Source organism: Nitrospirales bacterium, from assembly GCA_031315865.1.
Lineage (GTDB): Bacteria > Nitrospirota > Nitrospiria > Nitrospirales > UBA8639 > JAGQKC01.
Window position 1 is genome coordinate 3,050,769 of sequence record JALDRJ010000002.1, and the last position, 17,648, is coordinate 3,068,416.

Here is a 17,648-nt window from a genome sequence, read left to right on the forward strand (position 1 = left end):
ACATGAATAATGTGAAATCTATCAAACCTGTCTGAGCAAAGAAACCCACCATGCCTCCTGTGTGGCGCGATCCCTTCTCAGGCTCGAACGAAACGTGAAGCCGTCGCTGGGGTATTCCGGTATCGTTGTTGGCTCATCACCACTTTTATGGTAGGAACAATTATGTCGTTGTGGCATGCACAGACTTCGATGAGCCGTCCGCCGGAACGGCAAGTGGAGCGAGACCGGATGGTCGATGAGCAGATTGTGGCTCGCGGCATCAAGAGCGAAACGGTCACCTCTGCGATGCGGCAGGTTCCTCGACATCGTTTTGTGCTGTCGAGCCATCAGTTAGAAGCGTATGAAGATTACCCGTTATCGATTGATTACCATCAGACGATTTCGCAACCCTACATTGTGGCGTTGATGACCGAAGCCCTAGCCTTGGAATCCAAGAGCAAAGTCTTGGAAATCGGCACGGGGTGTGGCTATCAAACGGCGGTTCTAGCGCATATTGTTGACCGGGTGTTCACGATCGAAATCGTTGCGCCATTGGCTCGACGTGCAGACAGCATTCTTCATGAATTGCAGTTTGACAATATCTCTGTCCGGGTAGGTGATGGATATCAAGGTTGGCCCGAAGAAGGACCTTTTGACGCGATTATCCTCACGGCGGCTCCCGAATCTGTTCCCGATCCATTGTTGGAGCAACTCCAAATAGGTGGGCGATTCATTCTTCCATTGGGAGGGACGTCCCAAACCCTGGTTCTCTTTCATCGCACAGAAAGAGGGCTTGTTCAACGTCAGATTTTGGCCGTCTCATTCGTGCCAATGACTGGGCAGGCTCAAACAGGCTCGTCGTCAAACCGGAACAACGATCCTCCCTAATTTGATTCAACAGATGCGTATAAGGGGGTGAGTCAACTGTCGAAAATCTGTCAAGACCTTCCGACTCTCTTAATGGACCTGTCAAACGGACTTCCTCGCGATAGTTGCACAATGAGAATTTTCTACTTCTTTTCTTTGGGGCTTTGTGTTTCTTGAATCGATTCGAGATAGGTCAATAATTGCCAGATACGACCTCGAACCTGATCGGCCCATTCCGTTTCTGTCGATACGTCATCACCGGGACTCTGAAACCAGAGCCCCCAAACCGGCATATCCCGAGGACCATGCGTGTTGACTTCTTCCCTGCCATCAATGATGCGATACGTCCGCCAGAATGGGAACTCTCCTCCATGTCTCTGGCTCAAGATGGTTAAGTTTGCTGGCCGGACTTTCAGTGAGTCAGCGCGAGGACCATTGCCTTGCGCTCGTGGGCCATGACAGAGCGCGCAATACTTTTTGTACAGATAACGTCCGCCCTCGATGATCTCATGTTTTTGTGCAAAGCTCGTGACGGCTATCGAATGAATCACGATCATAATCCCGAGCTGAGCGATAATGATTTTCATATTTTTATTGCGTGGTGTCTGAGTCATGATTCACCGCTTTCGATCGGTTGCCGTCTGATTGTCTATGGTACCGAAATTCCTCACAGAAACAACCCATAGGTCAACAAAAAATACATTCAGTTGAGGTCTCTTTGAAAAAATCGTATGGCTGGAAATCCCTTGGATGTTGACGGTTTTTCCGTGAAGTCTCGCGGACTGGTCATTCCTGGAAATTTTGGGTGAAACCTTGTTCTGCACTTGTTATTGTTAAGCAGTATGCACCATTCCCTTCACCTCAAGGATGTGTGTCCAGGGTTATCTATTCGGTCCTTATCCGAGTGGTCGGTCGTTGAGGCCAAGGGTTGCTGAAGAAATCAATGAGGAGACGTGCATGACGATGAAGATTTTATTAGGAGTTGATTTCTCTCGCGACTCGAAAGCCGCGATTCGATTCCTTTCTACGTTGCGGTTTCCCGCCAAGTCAGAATTGTTTTTCGTTCATGTCATTCGCGCCTATCATGAATTCGCGATGCTCCATGCTCATGAATTGGAAGATGGAATTTCTGTTCTGCAACAAAAGCATTATGTACGAGCTCAACGACATCTCACCAAACTTGCAGAACAGTTTGTCGATCCGGCCTTACAAGTACAGACTGTCGTTCAAGAAGGAAATCCTGGAAGAGAAATTCTTGCGTTGCTTGAACAGGAGCAATGCCATCTTGCGGTCCTGGGGACACGCGGTCTTTCGAGTATTGAACGCTTCCTGCTGGGGAGCGTGAGTGAATGGGTCCTTCAAGAAGCCCCCTGCTCGATCCTGGTGGTGCGTGGTTCTGGCCGAAGAGGGAAGCGGGGTTGGCGAGTCTTGGTCGCGACGGACGGTTCTTCCGAAGCACAAGCGGCGCTCGAGATGCTGAACACGTTACAATTTCCGCCTGCGTCCGAAGTTTTCGTCTTTCATGTCGTCGAGGGCACGGATTACCGAGTGGTGCAGGATGACTTTCGACGCCTAGCAGTGGATGCGTCTGGTCAGGTGGACCTTGCTGATATTATGGAAACCATTCAAATGCGTAAGGAGGTCGAAGGCCTTGCTTTGGTCAAGGAAGCCAAAAAAGGGCTGTTTAACAGACATGGAAAGCAGGGCCATATTTCTTCAGGCCATGCTGCGGAAGAAATTCTCAGAGCTGCTCGCCGGTTCAGAGCAGACTTGATTGTGATGGGGTCCCGTGGGCTTACTGGGCTTAAACGGCAATTCTTAGGAAGTGTTTCCACTCGAGTAGCACGACACGCCGAATGTTCGGTCCTAGTCGTTCGACGGCCCAAAAAAGACAGTAAAGCCTTGAATAGTGACTGAGGTCTACCTTGTTCGAAAACTCATCGTACGCTGAGGAAATTTGCCCCGGTTTTTCCCATGAAAGTATTTAGTCACATGTTTTTTGGCTTGAATTCGTTATGGCATTAACTTTGCTCTCTTTAGCGGCCACGAGCGAATACATGATAAGCCCAGGGCGTTCGATCGGAGGGCCGTTGTGTGAGTTTGGAATGTGGACGTTCTCAGACCTGCATGTGTCAGATACTCGTGGTGGATAATGACCCGGCAATGAGAAGTCTGCTTGTTGATGAACTGAGCGATAATGGCTGTCAGGTTGTCGAATCCCCTGACGGGTGCGATGCTCTGGCCAAAGTGAAACTACAGGCATTTAATCTTGTCATTACTGATCTCAAGATGCCTGGAGGGGGGTATGCGTATTTGAAAAAGATGCTCGCTTCCGTTCAGGACTGTCCTGTAATCCTTATTACGGCATTCGGAAACGCTCAAACGAGAAAGGATGTGCTGGCTTTTGGCATCTCAGCGTATTTTGACAAACCTGTCCGTGTTAATGAGCTTCGGGCGGCTCTGCAGCGAGTGTGTCCGATCGATAAACTTCGAACATGTCAGAATCAAATGATTAAAGATGGATAAAACAATGGTAATCTTGAATGCGTTGTGTGAAAGGAGTCCCGAACGATGGCCGGATCGTTTTTTAACCCGGAATTAACGGATGATTCGACGGTATCTTCTCGGTTACAGGCTTTAATACTTCTCGCGGATCAGCTTTCTGAGCCGATTGCTATTTTAGATCCTGATTTAAAGCTCATCTATTCCAATTCATCTACCTCAGGCATGGAGATGCCCTGTCCTCTCTTGCCAGATCAGGTAGGGGAGTCTTTACAGGACGACGAAGTCAAAGAACCTCGTTGCGCAGTCTGTCCAGCGGAACAGCATTTGGGCCAAGACGACTCTCTCCTCGTCAACGCAGATTCTTCAAGCACTTCTCAAGATCACCGGTGTCCATTTCCGACATCATTTCCGGTGCCTGGAGGAGATGGAAGGGTCGGCTTTGTGGTGATGATGGGAAAACATCCACACGAGACGAAAATTTGGAGGGGAATGTCTCAGGGGCAGCCATATCTCCGTGACCAATCTACGGATGAGGTTGCCCTGTCGCAACCGACACTCATCGGCCAAAGCGACCCTATGCAACAATTGATGGAAATGATTCGCTTGGTCGCCCAATCCGAGTCAACGGTCTTGATTGAAGGTGAAAGTGGAACCGGAAAAGAGCTGGTGGCGCGGACAATCCATAATTTGAGCCCTCGTCGCAATCATCCGTTTGTCGTCGTCGAATGCAGTTCTCTCCCCGAGACTTTATTGGAGAGCGAACTGTTCGGTCATGTCCGCGGTGCGTTCACCGGGGCTGTTGTCGACCGAAAAGGATTGTTTGAAGAAGCGAAAGGCGGAACGATTTTTTTAGATGAGATTGCCGACACGATTCCCACTTTTCAAGCAAAACTGTTGCGAGTGTTGCAGGAAGGTGAAATTAAACCCGTTGGTGGAAATCGTCCGATCAAGGTGAACGTCCGCGTGATTTCCGCGTGTAATCGATCACTGACCGCACTGGTGGAGAAGCAAGCGTTTCGTTCCGATTTATACTATCGCTTGGCTATCTTGCCATTGGGCGTTCCAGCGCTTCGCGCTCGACAGGGAGACATTCCCTTGCTGGCCCAATATTTCTTGGAACAATCGTGTGACAAGAATAACAAGCGAGGATTATCGATTCCGCAAACTACCATGCAAGCGCTTCTGGCGCATGATTGGCCTGGAAATGTGCGTGAATTAGAGAATGTGATTGAACGGGCTGTCGTCATTGCACAATCTTCAACGCTGAGTATTCGCGATGTGTTTGGAGACGTGCGCATAGATATTGAGAATGAGCAGCCGGGGCTGGGTTCTCTCAGCAAGGCTGCCCGTCAAGCTATCGAAAAGCAAGAAATACTCAAAGTTCTTCAAGAAACGAACGGTGATAAAACGCACACCGCACGACGGCTGAAAATCAGCCGAGCCAACCTCTACAATAAGTTAAAAGCCTATAACATTCGTTAAAGATTGTACGGGTTGCCCCATTTTCCCCCAAATTACACTCCTGTGTGTCCAAAAAAATAGACATTGTAAATGATTGAGATTGTTGAAGATTGCTTCTCGATTTTCAGAAGTGTGTACAAATTAATAGAGTTTGTCGCGACTGGTGTTCGTTACTTTGTTGCATGCCTTGGCAAGTAAATAGCTCTGCCCCATTGCCAGGAAAACGTCACATTTATCGTTAGAGATCGTTGGCACCAAGGTTGCTTTACTAGGAGTTTGTCGGTGAAGAGCCTGGGTGTGATGGACCGGCCTCCGGAGTGCCCAATTCTCCTGAACAAGGATACTCTTCACCGACACTTTGTCGAGTGTTTCCTGAACCTGGATCATGCGTTGTCCGATGCTCAGACATCTTAAAGCTTTGAACTCTTCGTGCAGAAGAAATTCTCAGTCAGTAGTTCGATGTATGGCGACATATTCTATCGTCTTGATGTATCCACTAAATTGTAAGGAGGCCGTGTAATGTTTACTCGTAGAAGTACAACGTTTCGTGCGAGATGGTTGCTCGGAGCCCTGGGAGGAGCCTTGCTTCTGGGATCTCCCTCTCTGATTCTTGCCGAAGACTCAATAGCCGACGTCCATTCCGTGTCGATGAATCATGAAAACAGTACGGGGTGGGCGGAGCGCTTGAAGGGGCAAACGATCGTTGAAAATTCAGTCGAAGGTCGAGCTGAGCGCGCCGCAATGGTTGAGCTTCAGCATCAGCGTTTAATGGAGCAGATGCAAAAAGAGATGGGGCATTCTCGGCACCAAGAGCATAACACGGGAGCCTATAATTCCATGTCGATGATGCATCAATATGGTGCTGGACCAGCCAATGGCTTATTGGCTACCACGACTGGTGCAGAGCCGGTCTCTGACCGAGGGGGGCGGTGTCCGGCGACTGCACCGGTGAAAGAATATGATATTTCGGCCATCAACGTGGAAATTTCTTTAAATCAATGGCTGGATTACTATCCAGGGTATATGTACTCCCTGACCGAAAACATTGAGAAGGTTCGTGAAGAAGAAGCCAGGAATGCGGAGGCTCGTGAGTCTGAGGGCCATAGTAACCCCGGAGCAGTGAAAAACGGGATCCAGGATCAATGGATTCAACCGCTCGTGATTCGCGGGAATCAAGGCGATTGCGTAAAGATTACTCTTCGCAACAAGTTAGAGTTCGGAGAAGATGTGAGTCTCCATATCAATGGTTCGGACATGGTGATGAGCAAAAGCGGTCTCCCTGCCACCACGACGAATCCTGAAGCGATCGCGTATGGGCCCCGTGAAGATGCTGAAGAGGGGGATAAACCCGAACCGATCAAGATGGAATGGTACATTTCCCCTGATGCTCAGGAGGGCGGCCGGCAATTCCACACCTATAGCAATGATCGGGAATTGACGGTGATGGGGCTTTTCGGTGTGTTCGTCATCGAGCCACGCGGCTCGAAATACTGGGAGCCATTGGGAACCGGCCCGGCGACCGAAGCCCGGAGCGGCTGGCAGGTCATGATTGAAAATGGAACGGGTCCGGACTTCCGGGAGTTTGTGTTGATTTATCATGAGGTCGGTGATGAAGCGTTTCGGCCTGTGAACAAGCATGGGGACTTCCTTCCGCAACGCGATCCGCTTTCAGATGCCTATCGGCCAGGCGCCCGTGCCTTGAATTATCGAAGCGAGCCGTTCGGCATTAACAACATGCATGTGCAGCATGAATACTTTGGTTTTGAGGATGAATCGATGGCGTATAGCTCCTATACGTTTGGCGATGCGGCTCCGACGATTCCACGGAGTTATTTGGGTGATCCAGCCAAGTTCCGTGTCGTTCACGGCGGATCTGAAGTCTTTCATTCCCACCATCCTCATGGTGGGTCCATCCGGTGGCAACGGAGTCCTCGAGCGACGCAAATGCCGGTATGGAACACTGGTCAGAATGGTCCTGTGAAATATCCGATCGTCCGAACCAAGTCGGACCGGGTTGATGTCGAAGTCATCGGGCCAGCCGAGGCTTTAGATTTGGAAACGGAATGTGGGTCCGGCCTGTGCCAATGGCTTGCCGGAGATTTCTTGTTCCACTGCCATGTAGCTCATCACTATGTGGCCGGAATGTGGGGGTATTGGAGAGTCTATAACACGTTGCAAACTCCTGGCGTGCAGAATGATGTGATGCCGCCATTGCGAGAATTGCCGGATCGGCTTGACCGAATCCAGAAACCAGTGACCTCGGATCAACTGGTCGGGAAAACGGTGAACTGGTTTGGTCGAAAATTCAAAATCGTGGAATCGGGCAAGAACGATTGGAAGTCGAATCCTGCAGTCGTGACTCTCAAAGACTGGGTGGAAATGCAGCTTGCCAACCAGGGAGTCCCGGGAAACACGAAGGATGAGTTGGGGCAACTTAAATCCTATGATGCGACGGTGCTGGACTGGGTATGGGATGGTAAAAAAGCCATGAGTGAAAAAGAACCCACGCTCGGCCAGAATCCGAAATACCAACCTGAATGGCAGGGATATCAGCCAGGAGAACGTCGAGCGATTTGGTTTGAGCCGACGACAGGGAAAGTGGCCTGGCCATGGTTGACCCCACACTTTGGGAAGCGGGCTCCATTTTCAAACGATCATAACCCGGCTCCATGGTTGGAAATGATTCGCTTGAATGATGATGGCACGCGATCGGTCGGACCGGCCAAGCCCGGTGAAAACGGCAATTGGAGCCTATGTCCAAATCGTGCGGGTTCGCAAGATTACAATGTGCATTTTATTAAACTGCCGATTGAGTTGTCGGCGGCTGAGGGTGATCAAGAGGCGATCGTCGATCCCAACGGACTCTTGTATGTCGTCCATGAAGAAGAGGCTGAAGTTCGAGCCAATAATGACAAGAAATTCCCGTTGGTGGTTCGGGCGAATGTGTATGACTGTATTGATTGGACCCTGACGAGCGAATGGTTGGATGACGATATTACGAACTTCCAATCATCCAAGATTAACACGCATTTTCATTTCTTTCAGTTTGATAACCAGGCCTCAGATGGGGTGATTTCCGGATTCTCGTACGAGCAGTCGATGCGACCCTTTACCCAGTTCAAGAAAGACAAGAAAAAAGGGTTGCCTGTACCGATGAACGCGAAAGTGACGAAGGCCGTGAAAAAAGGGCAAAAGTCAATCGAGATTACCAATGCCAAGCAGTACCATGTCGGCATTCCAATCCTGATCGGTGCCGATAATGTGAAGGGTCAGGAAGTGCGTCGGATTGCCAAAATCGGTGATAACAGCCTGACGTTTACTGAAGCGTTGAAACATGATCATCCTGTTGGAGAGATCGTGACGGTTGAATATGTCAGACAACGGTTCTGGGTCGATGCCGACGTGGGAAGCGTGTTCTGGCATGACCATGCGTTTGGTGGAACCACGTGGCCACACGGTGCCGTGGGAACCATGATTGCCGAACCATTCGGTTCAACCTGGCATGACCCCAAGACGGGGAAACCGATTCGGACAGGGCCAGTCGCCGATATTTATGCGACTGAGCGTGTTGGACATGATGTGGCGGGCAGTTTCCGTGAATTGATGGTCCATATCATGGATACGGTGCCTCACACGGTGAATATCGTGACGGCGGGGAATCCTCCCGGTCAACCGGTTGATGTCGCGCTCGAAGCCGGTCGTACCGTCTCATTTATCATGCCGCCGAACGATAAGATTAAGATGACGCCGATGCCATTCTTGAACGGAGGGACTCACACCACCGGTGGGGCATTAAACTTCCGGGCGGAGCCCTTCGCGCAACGATTGGCGAACAATTCGGATCCATCGAAACTCTTTAGCAGTGTGGTACATGGTGACCCCAGTACGGCCATGATTCGTGCCTACCTGGGTGATGCCGTGGTATTTCGTCTGCTCGATGTGACGATGAATGAAAGTAATGTCTTTACGGTGTCAGGTCACACATTCTGGTCAGAGCGGTATGCGGAAGAAGCGAACCGGAAGAATTCTCTGCATATCGGCATCGCGGAACGGTATGACCTTGTCTTGCCTGAAGCGGGTGGCCCGCGTCATCAAGCAGGGGACTACATGTTCTTCAATGGACGGAGTTCGAAATTCTCGGAAGGTGCCTGGGGAATCATGCGGGTACTCGATAAACCGATCAGCGACCTTCAACCGTTGCCGAATAAGGCCTACGGAAAAGAGGGAATGCCCGAGCAGCTTCCAGTCTGCCCGAAAGACGCGATGGTGAAGACTTTTAACGTCGTGGCCATCGATCATCCGGGGATGAGCTTCAATCCGAATGCCGGAGAGGCGATTGAAGTGGATTTTGAACGGAAGATCGAATTGCGGAATCCAGAAGCCAAGATTTATGTTCTTGAAGACGAAGTACAGAAGGTTTCTGGTGATGCGCAACCCATGCCGTTGACCCTGCGTGCGAACGTCGGCGACTGCCTGAAGATCAATCTGACGAATAAGATGAAGGAGAGCCGGGCCTCATTCTCGGCGTTCGGCCTTGCCTTTGATCCGAAAGATTCGCAAGGGGTTAATCTTGGCAACAATCCAGGTGATCAAACCGTGGCTCCTGGTGAATCTCGAACCTACACCTACTATGCTGATCCGTTCAACGGAGAAGGACAAACGTTGGTGTGGGACTGGGGCAATGTTGCCATGAACCCGCGCAATGGACTGTTTGGCGGGATTATCATCGGGCCGAAAGGATCAACCTACCGAGATCCTCAGACCGGTGAAGATATTTCGATGAAGAACAGTTGGAAAGCGGATGTGATCGTGGACCACACCATTCAAGGAAACGAAGGTCGAGCGAACTATCGGGATGTGGCCTTGTATTTCCAGGATGAGGACAACATTATCGGAACCAGTTTCATGCCATATGTCCAAAATGTTGCGGGGTTGACGGGTGTGAACTACCGGGCTGAACCCTATCTCTACAGAGAAGAAACCGGTTGTACGTTGGGTAAGATGTTCCAACCATGCGAAGTCGACAATCCGCAAGATCCAGTGACTCCACTGATTTTGGCACACGCTGGTGACAAGGTTCGTATCCACGTGTTTGGCGCGAGCAGCGAACAAAATGGAATGTTCACCATCGAAAAGCACGAATGGCCGATTGAACCCTTCCTGGATGGGGCTGACATAATTAGCACGGTTGAGTTTGCTGGCTCTGAGGGCTTGGATGTATTCCTGCCATCGGCCGGTGGAACCTATGCTCTCCCAGGTGATTATGTCTGGAGCAACGGGCGGTTGCCGTATTCGCAATCAGGTCAATGGGGATACTTTCGGGTACTTCCTATGAACGATCAGCGAGTGCTCCCGCTCAGTGGTGCCGTTTCGGGAAAGAATATGGCGCAGTCGGAGCCCATACAACCGACTCCGGCGTCATTTAAGCCATAAGTCGCTCTGAGCTGCATGAGAGGGGCGAAAGAGAAGGGGGAGCCGACGGGCTCCCCCTTTTTTTGGTCTCACGTGAGTCATCTGATAGTATGAGAATAGGTGATCATGTGAGAGGCTTGAGGAATTCTATTTCGTAAGGAGGCTGGGATGAGACGGGGAGTCATGAGTGCTATTTTAATCGCATGTCTAGGTATGGGAAGCCAAGGGGCTTTCGCAGCGTACGAAGAAATCGAAGTCGCAGACGGAGGAACACTGTCCGGGACCATCACGTTAAAAGGTGAGCAACCTCGTCCCAAGGGCTATAACCTCGTCAGTTTTCCAGATCCAGCGTTTTGTGGTCGGATTTCCAACGGAAAGGGGTGGCGGTTGCTTCAGCCTTTCCAAGTCGGAGCGAATGGGGAGTTTGAAAATGTGGTGGTCTACCTCGAAGGGATCAAGAAGGGGAAAAAATTCGACTATACCCCGTCGCAAATCGAAGCCATAGACTGTAAGTTCGCCCCGTACATCACGATCGTCCGTGATCGGCATGAAGTCAAAGTAGTGAACATGGATCCTGTCATGCACGATATTCAGGCCTATGAAACGTCAAAATTAGGGGCGCGTGTCCTGTTTAATTTGCCATTACCCGTGAGCGCGAAGCTCAAGAAGACTGATTTGATGAACGGAAAGAAGGTTAAGAATCGTGCAGGTCGAATCGTCAGCCCTACGATTAAAATGAAAAAAGGTCGTCATATCTTCGCCATGCAATGTGGGTTTCATCCCTACATGGAAAGCTGGGGGCTTGCCATGGATTCTCCGTATTTTGCGTTGACTGATCAACAGGGAACCTTCACGATTGATGGGATTCCGCCTGGTACCTACAAGGCGGTGATTTGGCATCCGATGATTCAAAAGGAAATGATGGTCACGATCGAGCCGAATAGTACAACCGATTTGTCCGTGGAGTTCGATTCGCCCAAGGGACGTTTATACGCCAATGAGGCGCATGACAATACGCGATTTGGGATGGAGCTACTCGGCGATTCTCAAATCGTGCCAATGGTTGAACTTCAGCAATAATACCTGGGTTGGGACATGTGTGTGAGGGGGGAAACTTGTGAAGACGTCACTTGAGAAACGTGCTCCGCTTGACTGTGCAACGTGTTCCTGTCGAGAGACGGCGGATGTCTGTAGTCTCGCTGCGGATATTCTCAGGAACCTGCAGCAAACCAAGCAAACGATGGTTTGTCGGGGAGGGCAATATGTATTCTACGAAGGGCATCCGGTTCTGGGCGTTTATGTCCTGTGCCATGGACGGGTAAAGCTGACGCGATCGACGAAGAAGGGGCAGCAGCGTGTCGTGAAAATCGTAGAACCTGGACAGGTGCTCGAATGGAATCTGTATCAACAGTCCGCCATACATCATGCGACGGCGGAGACGCTCATGTCCTCGCGCATCTGCGTGATTGATCGTGTGAGTTTCTTGAATCTGGTCGAACAGGATAGCCGCGTCGCCTTTCGACTCCTAACGTTGATGAGCCGGGAACGGCTTGCGTTGCTCGATTATGAAGATCAACTAGCCTTCAGTAGTGCTCGCGAACGCATCCGTAACGTGTTGTACGACCTGGCTGAAAACTATGGTGAGCGAGTCGAAGATGGCGTGTCTATTTCACTCTCGCTCAAACGGGAGGAATTGGCTCAAATGGCCGCCCTGACCCCAGAAACGACAGTCCGGGTCTTGAAAACTCTCGAGGCGAATCGCTGTGTTCGCTTATCGGGACGAACGATCACGATTCTTGGAAGCGGACTCGATTGATGTCCGCTTCCAAGACCCCATCTCCAGCTTTCCGTTTCATGCTTTGCATTCCCTGAGAATCGCCAGTCGGATTTTTCCGCCCCGCTCTAGTCCTTTTGCCCTAGCTTTTTGACTGATCACAATCAATGGGAGTGTTTATATTGGATAGTGCGAACGCGCTTCGTATCGCCTACCGTAGTTTGGCTATTTTTTTATTTTATCGCCAACTACAGGAGGGAGATTATGAAGACTGCGACACGAGTTTTCATGGGCGTACTGGTGTTTGGGACGCTGTCCATGTTTTCAGGAAATACAGGAGCAGCAACATTGGAAGAGCGTGTAGAGCGGCTAGAACAACAACAGTCCGTGACTGGAGGCGGAGAGGCCGGTCATATGGTGTTCTTTCGCGGCGGTGGGGCGTGGGCTACGAGTGATCGCAGTCGGGAAGTGCTCACTGATGTCGGAGGGGCGACTGGCGTGAATAACGGAGATTCTGGCTACTATGTCGGTGCGGGACTCGATTTGCTTCTCTCGAAAAATGTGTGGGGTCTGTTCTCCAAAACTTGGATCCTTGGAGAGATCGGTGTCGAATACAAACGCTGGCATTCCAAAAAAGTATCAAGCGCGACGAATGCGCTCACAGGACTTGGGGAGGCCAGGACCAAGGTACAGCTCACGCAGTTGACGGTATCGGTCTCTCCCAAAATCATGTTCATGGAAGGCAGTCGATTCCGTCCGTGGATTATTCCCGGGGGATTAGATTTTCATGTCATCAGCCCGCCATCCGGAGATGTTACAGTGCTGGATATTGGGGCGCAATTTGCCGTTGGGGCGCAGTATCGAGTCTGGAAAGCGATGCATGTGGGAGTCGATGGTCGTTTCCACGTCGCGGCTGGTCAAACGGATACGACGAATAATTTTGGAACTGTGGGAGCCTACCTTGGCATCGCATTCTGACGTGTGCGCCAAACAGGGCTACTAATTCGATGCGCCATGAGATGACCACCATACCTTGGATCTGCCTCGCATTCGACGATCCGTATCTGTTGGTTGGCGGATTTAGTAGTCCATGCGCAATATCACTTTCAACACGCCGGGCGTAGCAGCATGTTCAAAGGCAGCAAGTCCATTGTGCAATGGATAATGAGCGTGAATCATCGGTTCGACTTGAATGAGTCCCTGCTCAAGCAGGCGAATAGCCGGGCCAAAGGGGCCGCAACGCGAACCGACGAGTGAGATTTCATCTATCACGATTTTGGCCATGTTCAAGGTGAGCGTGCCCTGATAGGTGGATTTCAGTACGATTATGCCTCGCGGGCGAACGCAGTCGCTCGCGAGAGCAAATCCTTCATGGGTACCGGTCGCCTCCACGACAATGTCAGCTCCACATGGAATGTCCCTGGGATGAGATGTAATCGCTATGCCAAGTTTTCTTAGCCATGTGTTTCGTTCAGTGTGATGGCCAAGGAGGGAAACTGAGCAGCCAGTGAGCCGTAACACTTGTGCGCACAGCAGGCCGAGCTTTCCGTCCCCGATGACAACGATGCGGTCTGCAGGGTGAATGTCGACTTGTTGTGGAATCTCGCATGCGGCAGCGAGTGGCTCGATGAAGACCGCTTGATCATCGGACAACGTTCGTGAAAGAGGATAAAGATTGCGTGCAGGCAAACGAACAAATTCTGCAAACGTCCCATCACGTCCTTGAATCCCTAACACCGTTCGATGATGACAATGGGTCGGGCGACCTGCTCGGCAGGTCTCGCACTGATGACAAGCGGCATTGATCTCTCCGACGACTCGACATCCTTCCAAGCCCGTGCCACCGTCGGTCTGTTCGACGATACCGACGAACTCGTGCCCTAAAATACCGGAATACTCCATGTACCCCTTGCAGAGCTCGAGATCCGTACTACAGATTCCTGCTCGAAGCACACGAATGATGGCTTCATCCGCGCAGGGTTCCGGACGGGGAGCGTCATGATCAAGTTGGAGTTGCGTATCAAATCGTACTGCGAACATCAGAATCTCGTAACTTACACAAATGTCTCAGGACCCGCAGTAACATGGTTTAAAGCAGAAGAGTCATAAGCATGATGAACTGGCACAACGGATGTTCAAGGATTTTTTGTACATGCTTTTCGAGCATATCGTAAGAAATTTCTCAAGTTTTTGTCGAATGAGACGATGGATAATTGGTCTTGTCGAAACTCGGAAGTCAATAAATTTTATGCAGAGGGCATGAGCATGTTTGCCGGCATTCACCATTCACTTTCCGGCTTAGCCGCGGCGCAGAACAGGATCAATACCGCGGCTCACAATATCGCCAATGCCCATACGCCGGAATTCAAGAAGTCTCGAGCCATCTTCGAAGAGTCAACGGGGGGAGGCGTGCAAGTTTCTCTGGGATCAGAGAACACCCCAGGCCCTGTTGTCCTACAGGAGACTGAAGAAGAATTGATTGCGCAAGAGTTCTCAAATGTAAACCTTGAAGAGGAATTGGTCAACCTGCTCCTGGGACAGCGTTCATTCGAAGTCAATGTGCGTGCCATTGAAGTGCAAGATGATGCGCTTGGCAGTCTCCTTGATATCCATGAATGATTCGGGGATGTATTGCACTTAATAACGACCGGGTTTTCTTATGCTTCTCTTTCTTTTTTACCGCTTAATGAAAACCGTCTATGAAGGACGGGCCAAATCCATGTAAGTTTTCTCCCTTTCAGCCAGGGTTTTTTCTTTCTCCTTTGTTCTCATCGCTTAGCGTCATCAATCAATAGGTCGTTGTCCGGGCAGATCCTTTGGAAGAGGATCGGGTCTGTCAAGAGGAAGACTGTTTTTACGTATATATATCTAGCATTTTTCTGCCGCCTATCGCCTGCGAAGTTTTCTCTCTCCTCACTTTGAACGTCATGAAAGAATTAGTGTAGAATCAAGGGTTTCGTGTAGCGATTACTTTATTCGGGCATTTACGGAGCTTTGGGCCTTACGTAAAGATTCAGGGAACATTTCCTGGCAAGACAATCAGTCTAACTCACTTCTTATTGATAGGGAGATCACTTATGAAGAGACTCGCGAGGTGCCGCCCTCTACATGCATTCACGGGATTTTTATTCAGCGAGAACCCCGCTTTGGCCGGCAAGCAGGGCCTGATCACCTTGTGCTTAGTTCTGTGTTTCCTTACGCCTTCTTCTGCCTATGCCGTCGTCCCTCCTGCGTTTGCTGAGGGGTTTGCCGAGATTGTACAAAAAGTTGGCCCGACCGTGGTAAATGTGGCGGTGACAAGCTCTGCCTCAGCGGGTTCAGGTAATCCCCTGCCGCCAGGACCATTTGGCGGACCTCCTGGTGGAAGACCACAGCCGGGCCCCCCTGGCGGACCTCCAGGTCCTCCCGGGATGAGTGCAGGGTCAGGTGTGATCATCGATCCTTCGGGGTTTATTATTACCAACAATCATGTCGTCGAGGATGCCTCAAAGATTACCGTGACCTTGCAAGATGGACGCGAGTTTCCCGCCACGACTGTCGGGACTGATCCGAAGACCGACCTCGCGGTGATAAAGATTAAAGGCGAAGACGCCAACCTCACGGCGATGCCTTGGGGAAATTATGAAAATCTACGAGTCGGCGATGTCGTGTTGGCCCTGGGAAGTCCGTTTGGCCTGAAGTCCTCTGTTTCCTTAGGGATCATTAGTGCTCTAGGTAGAGGGAGTGTTGGGATTACGGAGTATGAAGATTTCATTCAGACTGATGCGGCGATCAATCCGGGAAATTCTGGAGGCGCATTAGTCAACATGAAAGGAGAATTGATCGGCATTAATACGGCGATTTTCTCACGAACGGGTGGTTCCGAAGGTGTGGGGTTCGCCATTGCCGTGAGTATCGCCCAAGATATCGCGGAGAGCCTTATCCAAACGGGAAAAGTGGTTCGCGGGTGGATGGGAGTAGCCATTCAAGAGATGAATCCATCCCTAGCACAATCCTTTCAGCTTCCGGAAGACCATAATGGGGGAGTCCTTATCAGCGAAGTTCATGAAAACGGCCCCTCGGCGAAAGCCGGACTGAAACGTGGCGATGTGATTCTCATGTATGGGGGAGAGGCCATTCGTGACGTCAATCATCTTCGAAATGTGGTAGCGCGTACAAAGGTTGGGAAAACCAAAGACATCATCGTCCTGCGTGATGGCAAGGAAAAGACCTTGCACATTGAGTTGGGAGAACGACCTTCGGATCAAGTGCTGGCAAAAGGTGGAGCTCCGGGATCATCACCTTCCGTGGCGCCACCGGATAATGTGCTGTCGGGCATCAGCGTGGAAGCCCTCACGACGGCAAAGCGTAATGATTTAAAAATTCCAGAAGAAGTGAAAGGCGTTTTGGTCAATAAAGTTGAAGCGGGCAGTGAGGCGGAAGTTGCCGGTGTTCAGGCGGGTGACCTTATTCAGGAGGTGAGCCGCGAACCGATCACCAGTCTCGAAGATTATCAACGAATTGTCTCAAAGATCGCGAAAGAAGAGCTCGTCGTCTTGTTATTGAACCGACGTGGGAATAATCTCTTCGTCGCGGTCAATCCGAAATGATGTACTGACAGGATGTCAAAGAAACGATCAAAGACGTTCGAGTGGCTTGAAGAGAAAGTCTTCAAGCCACTCGAAGATAAAAAAATGCCGATCATGGAGCATCTCCATGAGCTCCAGTGGCGTTTGACGCGCACCGTCATCGTAATGGCCGGAATTTTTATCGTTACGTTTTTCTATGCGGATGCGTTGGTGAACTGGATCCGCGTGCCGCTTCAAAACTACTTCATCCCCGGGTCACTCGAGTGGGTTCCCTCAGATCTTCCGAAAATCCCTTTCGTGTTTTTAGCGCCCGCCGAAGCGCTTTTTCAGAACATCAAGGTGGCGGCGTTATTTGCATTGGTGCTTGCCACCCCGCAGATTCTTTGGGAAACCTGGCAGTTTGTCGTGCCTGGCTTACATGTCCAGGAACGCCGGTTTACCGGTCCCTTTGTGGTGGTCAGCTGGCTGGCGTTCTATCTGGGGCTAGCCTTTGCGTTTTTTATCGTCCTGCCGTTCGCGTTACACTTTTTGATTTCATACGGGTTGGCGGCTGGGTTTATCGCCCAGATTTCGATCGCCAACTATGTGGGGTTTACGCTGTGGTTTATGGTCGTGTTCGGCATGATTTTCGAAGTACCGCTGGTGCTGACGTTGATGGCGAAACTTGGATGGGTGGATGCGCCGACGTTAAAAGCCTACCGGAAATGGGCGTTTTTAGGGTCATTTCTCTTCGCTGCGATTTTGACTCCGACGCCGGATCCGTTTAATCAATGTATCATGGCTTTACCAATGTATTTTTTCTATGAAGTGGGTATCATTAGCGCAGGTGTGTTCGGAAAAAGGAAACCCCAAACTGACCCATCTGATGATGAAGATGAGCCGCCTCCGAGCATGCCGTCGTCAACTGCTGCTTCTTCCAAAATAGAGAGAAGGTTACAGCCAGTTGGGGCTAGTACGAGTGGAGATGATGATTATGTCAGTGTTCCCGATTCAGGACCCCGGTAAGGTATACGGGGGCAAAGCCTGAAATGGCACGTCCAAGGATATTGATAGCCTCTCATCACATGACAAAGTGAGCGTGG

The 17,648-nt window shown here is 50.6% G+C and carries 13 protein-coding genes; 11 read left to right on the forward strand and 2 right to left on the reverse strand.

The genetic code is table 11. The annotated features are described in order from the left end of the window. Positions 1-162 precede the first annotated feature (162 nt). Positions 163-867, forward strand: coding sequence for a protein-L-isoaspartate(D-aspartate) O-methyltransferase (locus MRJ96_13900; protein ID MDR4502537.1), 705 nt, complete (start codon positions 163-165; stop codon positions 865-867). 122 nt (positions 868-989) lie between these two features. Here the strand turns inward: MRJ96_13900 and MRJ96_13905 are convergent, their stop codons facing one another. Beyond that, positions 990-1,460, reverse strand: a complete 471-nt coding sequence (locus MRJ96_13905; protein ID MDR4502538.1) for a c-type cytochrome — start codon at positions 1,458-1,460, stop codon at positions 990-992. A 343-nt stretch (positions 1,461-1,803) separates the two neighbouring features. On the opposite strand from MRJ96_13905, the gene MRJ96_13910 reads away from it, so the two are divergent. The 7 genes from MRJ96_13910 to MRJ96_13940 all read left to right on the forward strand — a co-directional run bounded on the left by MRJ96_13910 (position 1,804) and on the right by MRJ96_13940 (position 12,976). Then, entirely contained in the window at positions 1,804-2,763 is a 960-nt protein-coding gene (locus MRJ96_13910; protein MDR4502539.1) for a universal stress protein, read from the forward strand. A 210-nt stretch (positions 2,764-2,973) separates the two neighbouring features. Beyond that, a complete protein-coding gene (locus MRJ96_13915; GenBank protein MDR4502540.1) occupies positions 2,974-3,372 on the forward strand; it encodes a response regulator in 399 nt (132 codons plus the stop codon). 45 nt (positions 3,373-3,417) lie between these two features. Further along, positions 3,418-4,833, forward strand: coding sequence for a sigma-54 dependent transcriptional regulator (locus tag MRJ96_13920; GenBank protein ID MDR4502541.1), 1,416 nt, complete (start codon positions 3,418-3,420; stop codon positions 4,831-4,833). Between the two features lie 498 nt (positions 4,834-5,331). Further along, positions 5,332-10,245: a hypothetical protein gene (locus tag MRJ96_13925; protein ID MDR4502542.1), complete on the forward strand. Its 4,914-nt coding sequence runs from the start codon at positions 5,332-5,334 to the stop codon at positions 10,243-10,245. A gap of 162 nt (positions 10,246-10,407) precedes the next feature. Beyond that, positions 10,408-11,304, forward strand: coding sequence for a carboxypeptidase regulatory-like domain-containing protein (locus tag MRJ96_13930; GenBank protein ID MDR4502543.1), 897 nt, complete (start codon positions 10,408-10,410; stop codon positions 11,302-11,304). A 37-nt stretch (positions 11,305-11,341) separates the two neighbouring features. After that, on the forward strand, positions 11,342-12,040 hold the full coding sequence (locus MRJ96_13935) for a Crp/Fnr family transcriptional regulator (GenBank protein ID MDR4502544.1): 699 nt from the start codon (positions 11,342-11,344) through the stop codon (positions 12,038-12,040). A gap of 222 nt (positions 12,041-12,262) precedes the next feature. Further along, complete coding sequence (locus MRJ96_13940) at positions 12,263-12,976, forward strand: hypothetical protein (GenBank protein ID MDR4502545.1); 714 nt, start codon at positions 12,263-12,265, stop codon at positions 12,974-12,976. A gap of 102 nt (positions 12,977-13,078) precedes the next feature. Here the strand turns inward: MRJ96_13940 and MRJ96_13945 are convergent, their stop codons facing one another. Then, positions 13,079-14,038, reverse strand: coding sequence for an alcohol dehydrogenase catalytic domain-containing protein (locus MRJ96_13945; GenBank protein MDR4502546.1), 960 nt, complete (start codon positions 14,036-14,038; stop codon positions 13,079-13,081). Positions 14,039-14,203: 165 nt separating this feature from the next. Between MRJ96_13945 and MRJ96_13950 the strand changes: the two genes are divergently transcribed. The 3 genes from MRJ96_13950 to tatC all read left to right on the forward strand — a co-directional run bounded on the left by MRJ96_13950 (position 14,204) and on the right by tatC (position 17,571). Next, entirely contained in the window at positions 14,204-14,617 is a 414-nt protein-coding gene (locus tag MRJ96_13950; protein MDR4502547.1) for a flagellar basal body protein, read from the forward strand. A 458-nt stretch (positions 14,618-15,075) separates the two neighbouring features. Then, the gene (locus MRJ96_13955) at positions 15,076-16,587 is read left to right on the forward strand and encodes a Do family serine endopeptidase (GenBank protein MDR4502548.1); all 1,512 of its coding nucleotides are present in this window, start codon (positions 15,076-15,078) and stop codon (positions 16,585-16,587) included. A gap of 12 nt (positions 16,588-16,599) precedes the next feature. Next, positions 16,600-17,571, forward strand: coding sequence for a twin-arginine translocase subunit TatC (tatC, locus tag MRJ96_13960; protein MDR4502549.1), 972 nt, complete (start codon positions 16,600-16,602; stop codon positions 17,569-17,571). The last annotated feature ends 77 nt before the right edge of the window (positions 17,572-17,648 follow it).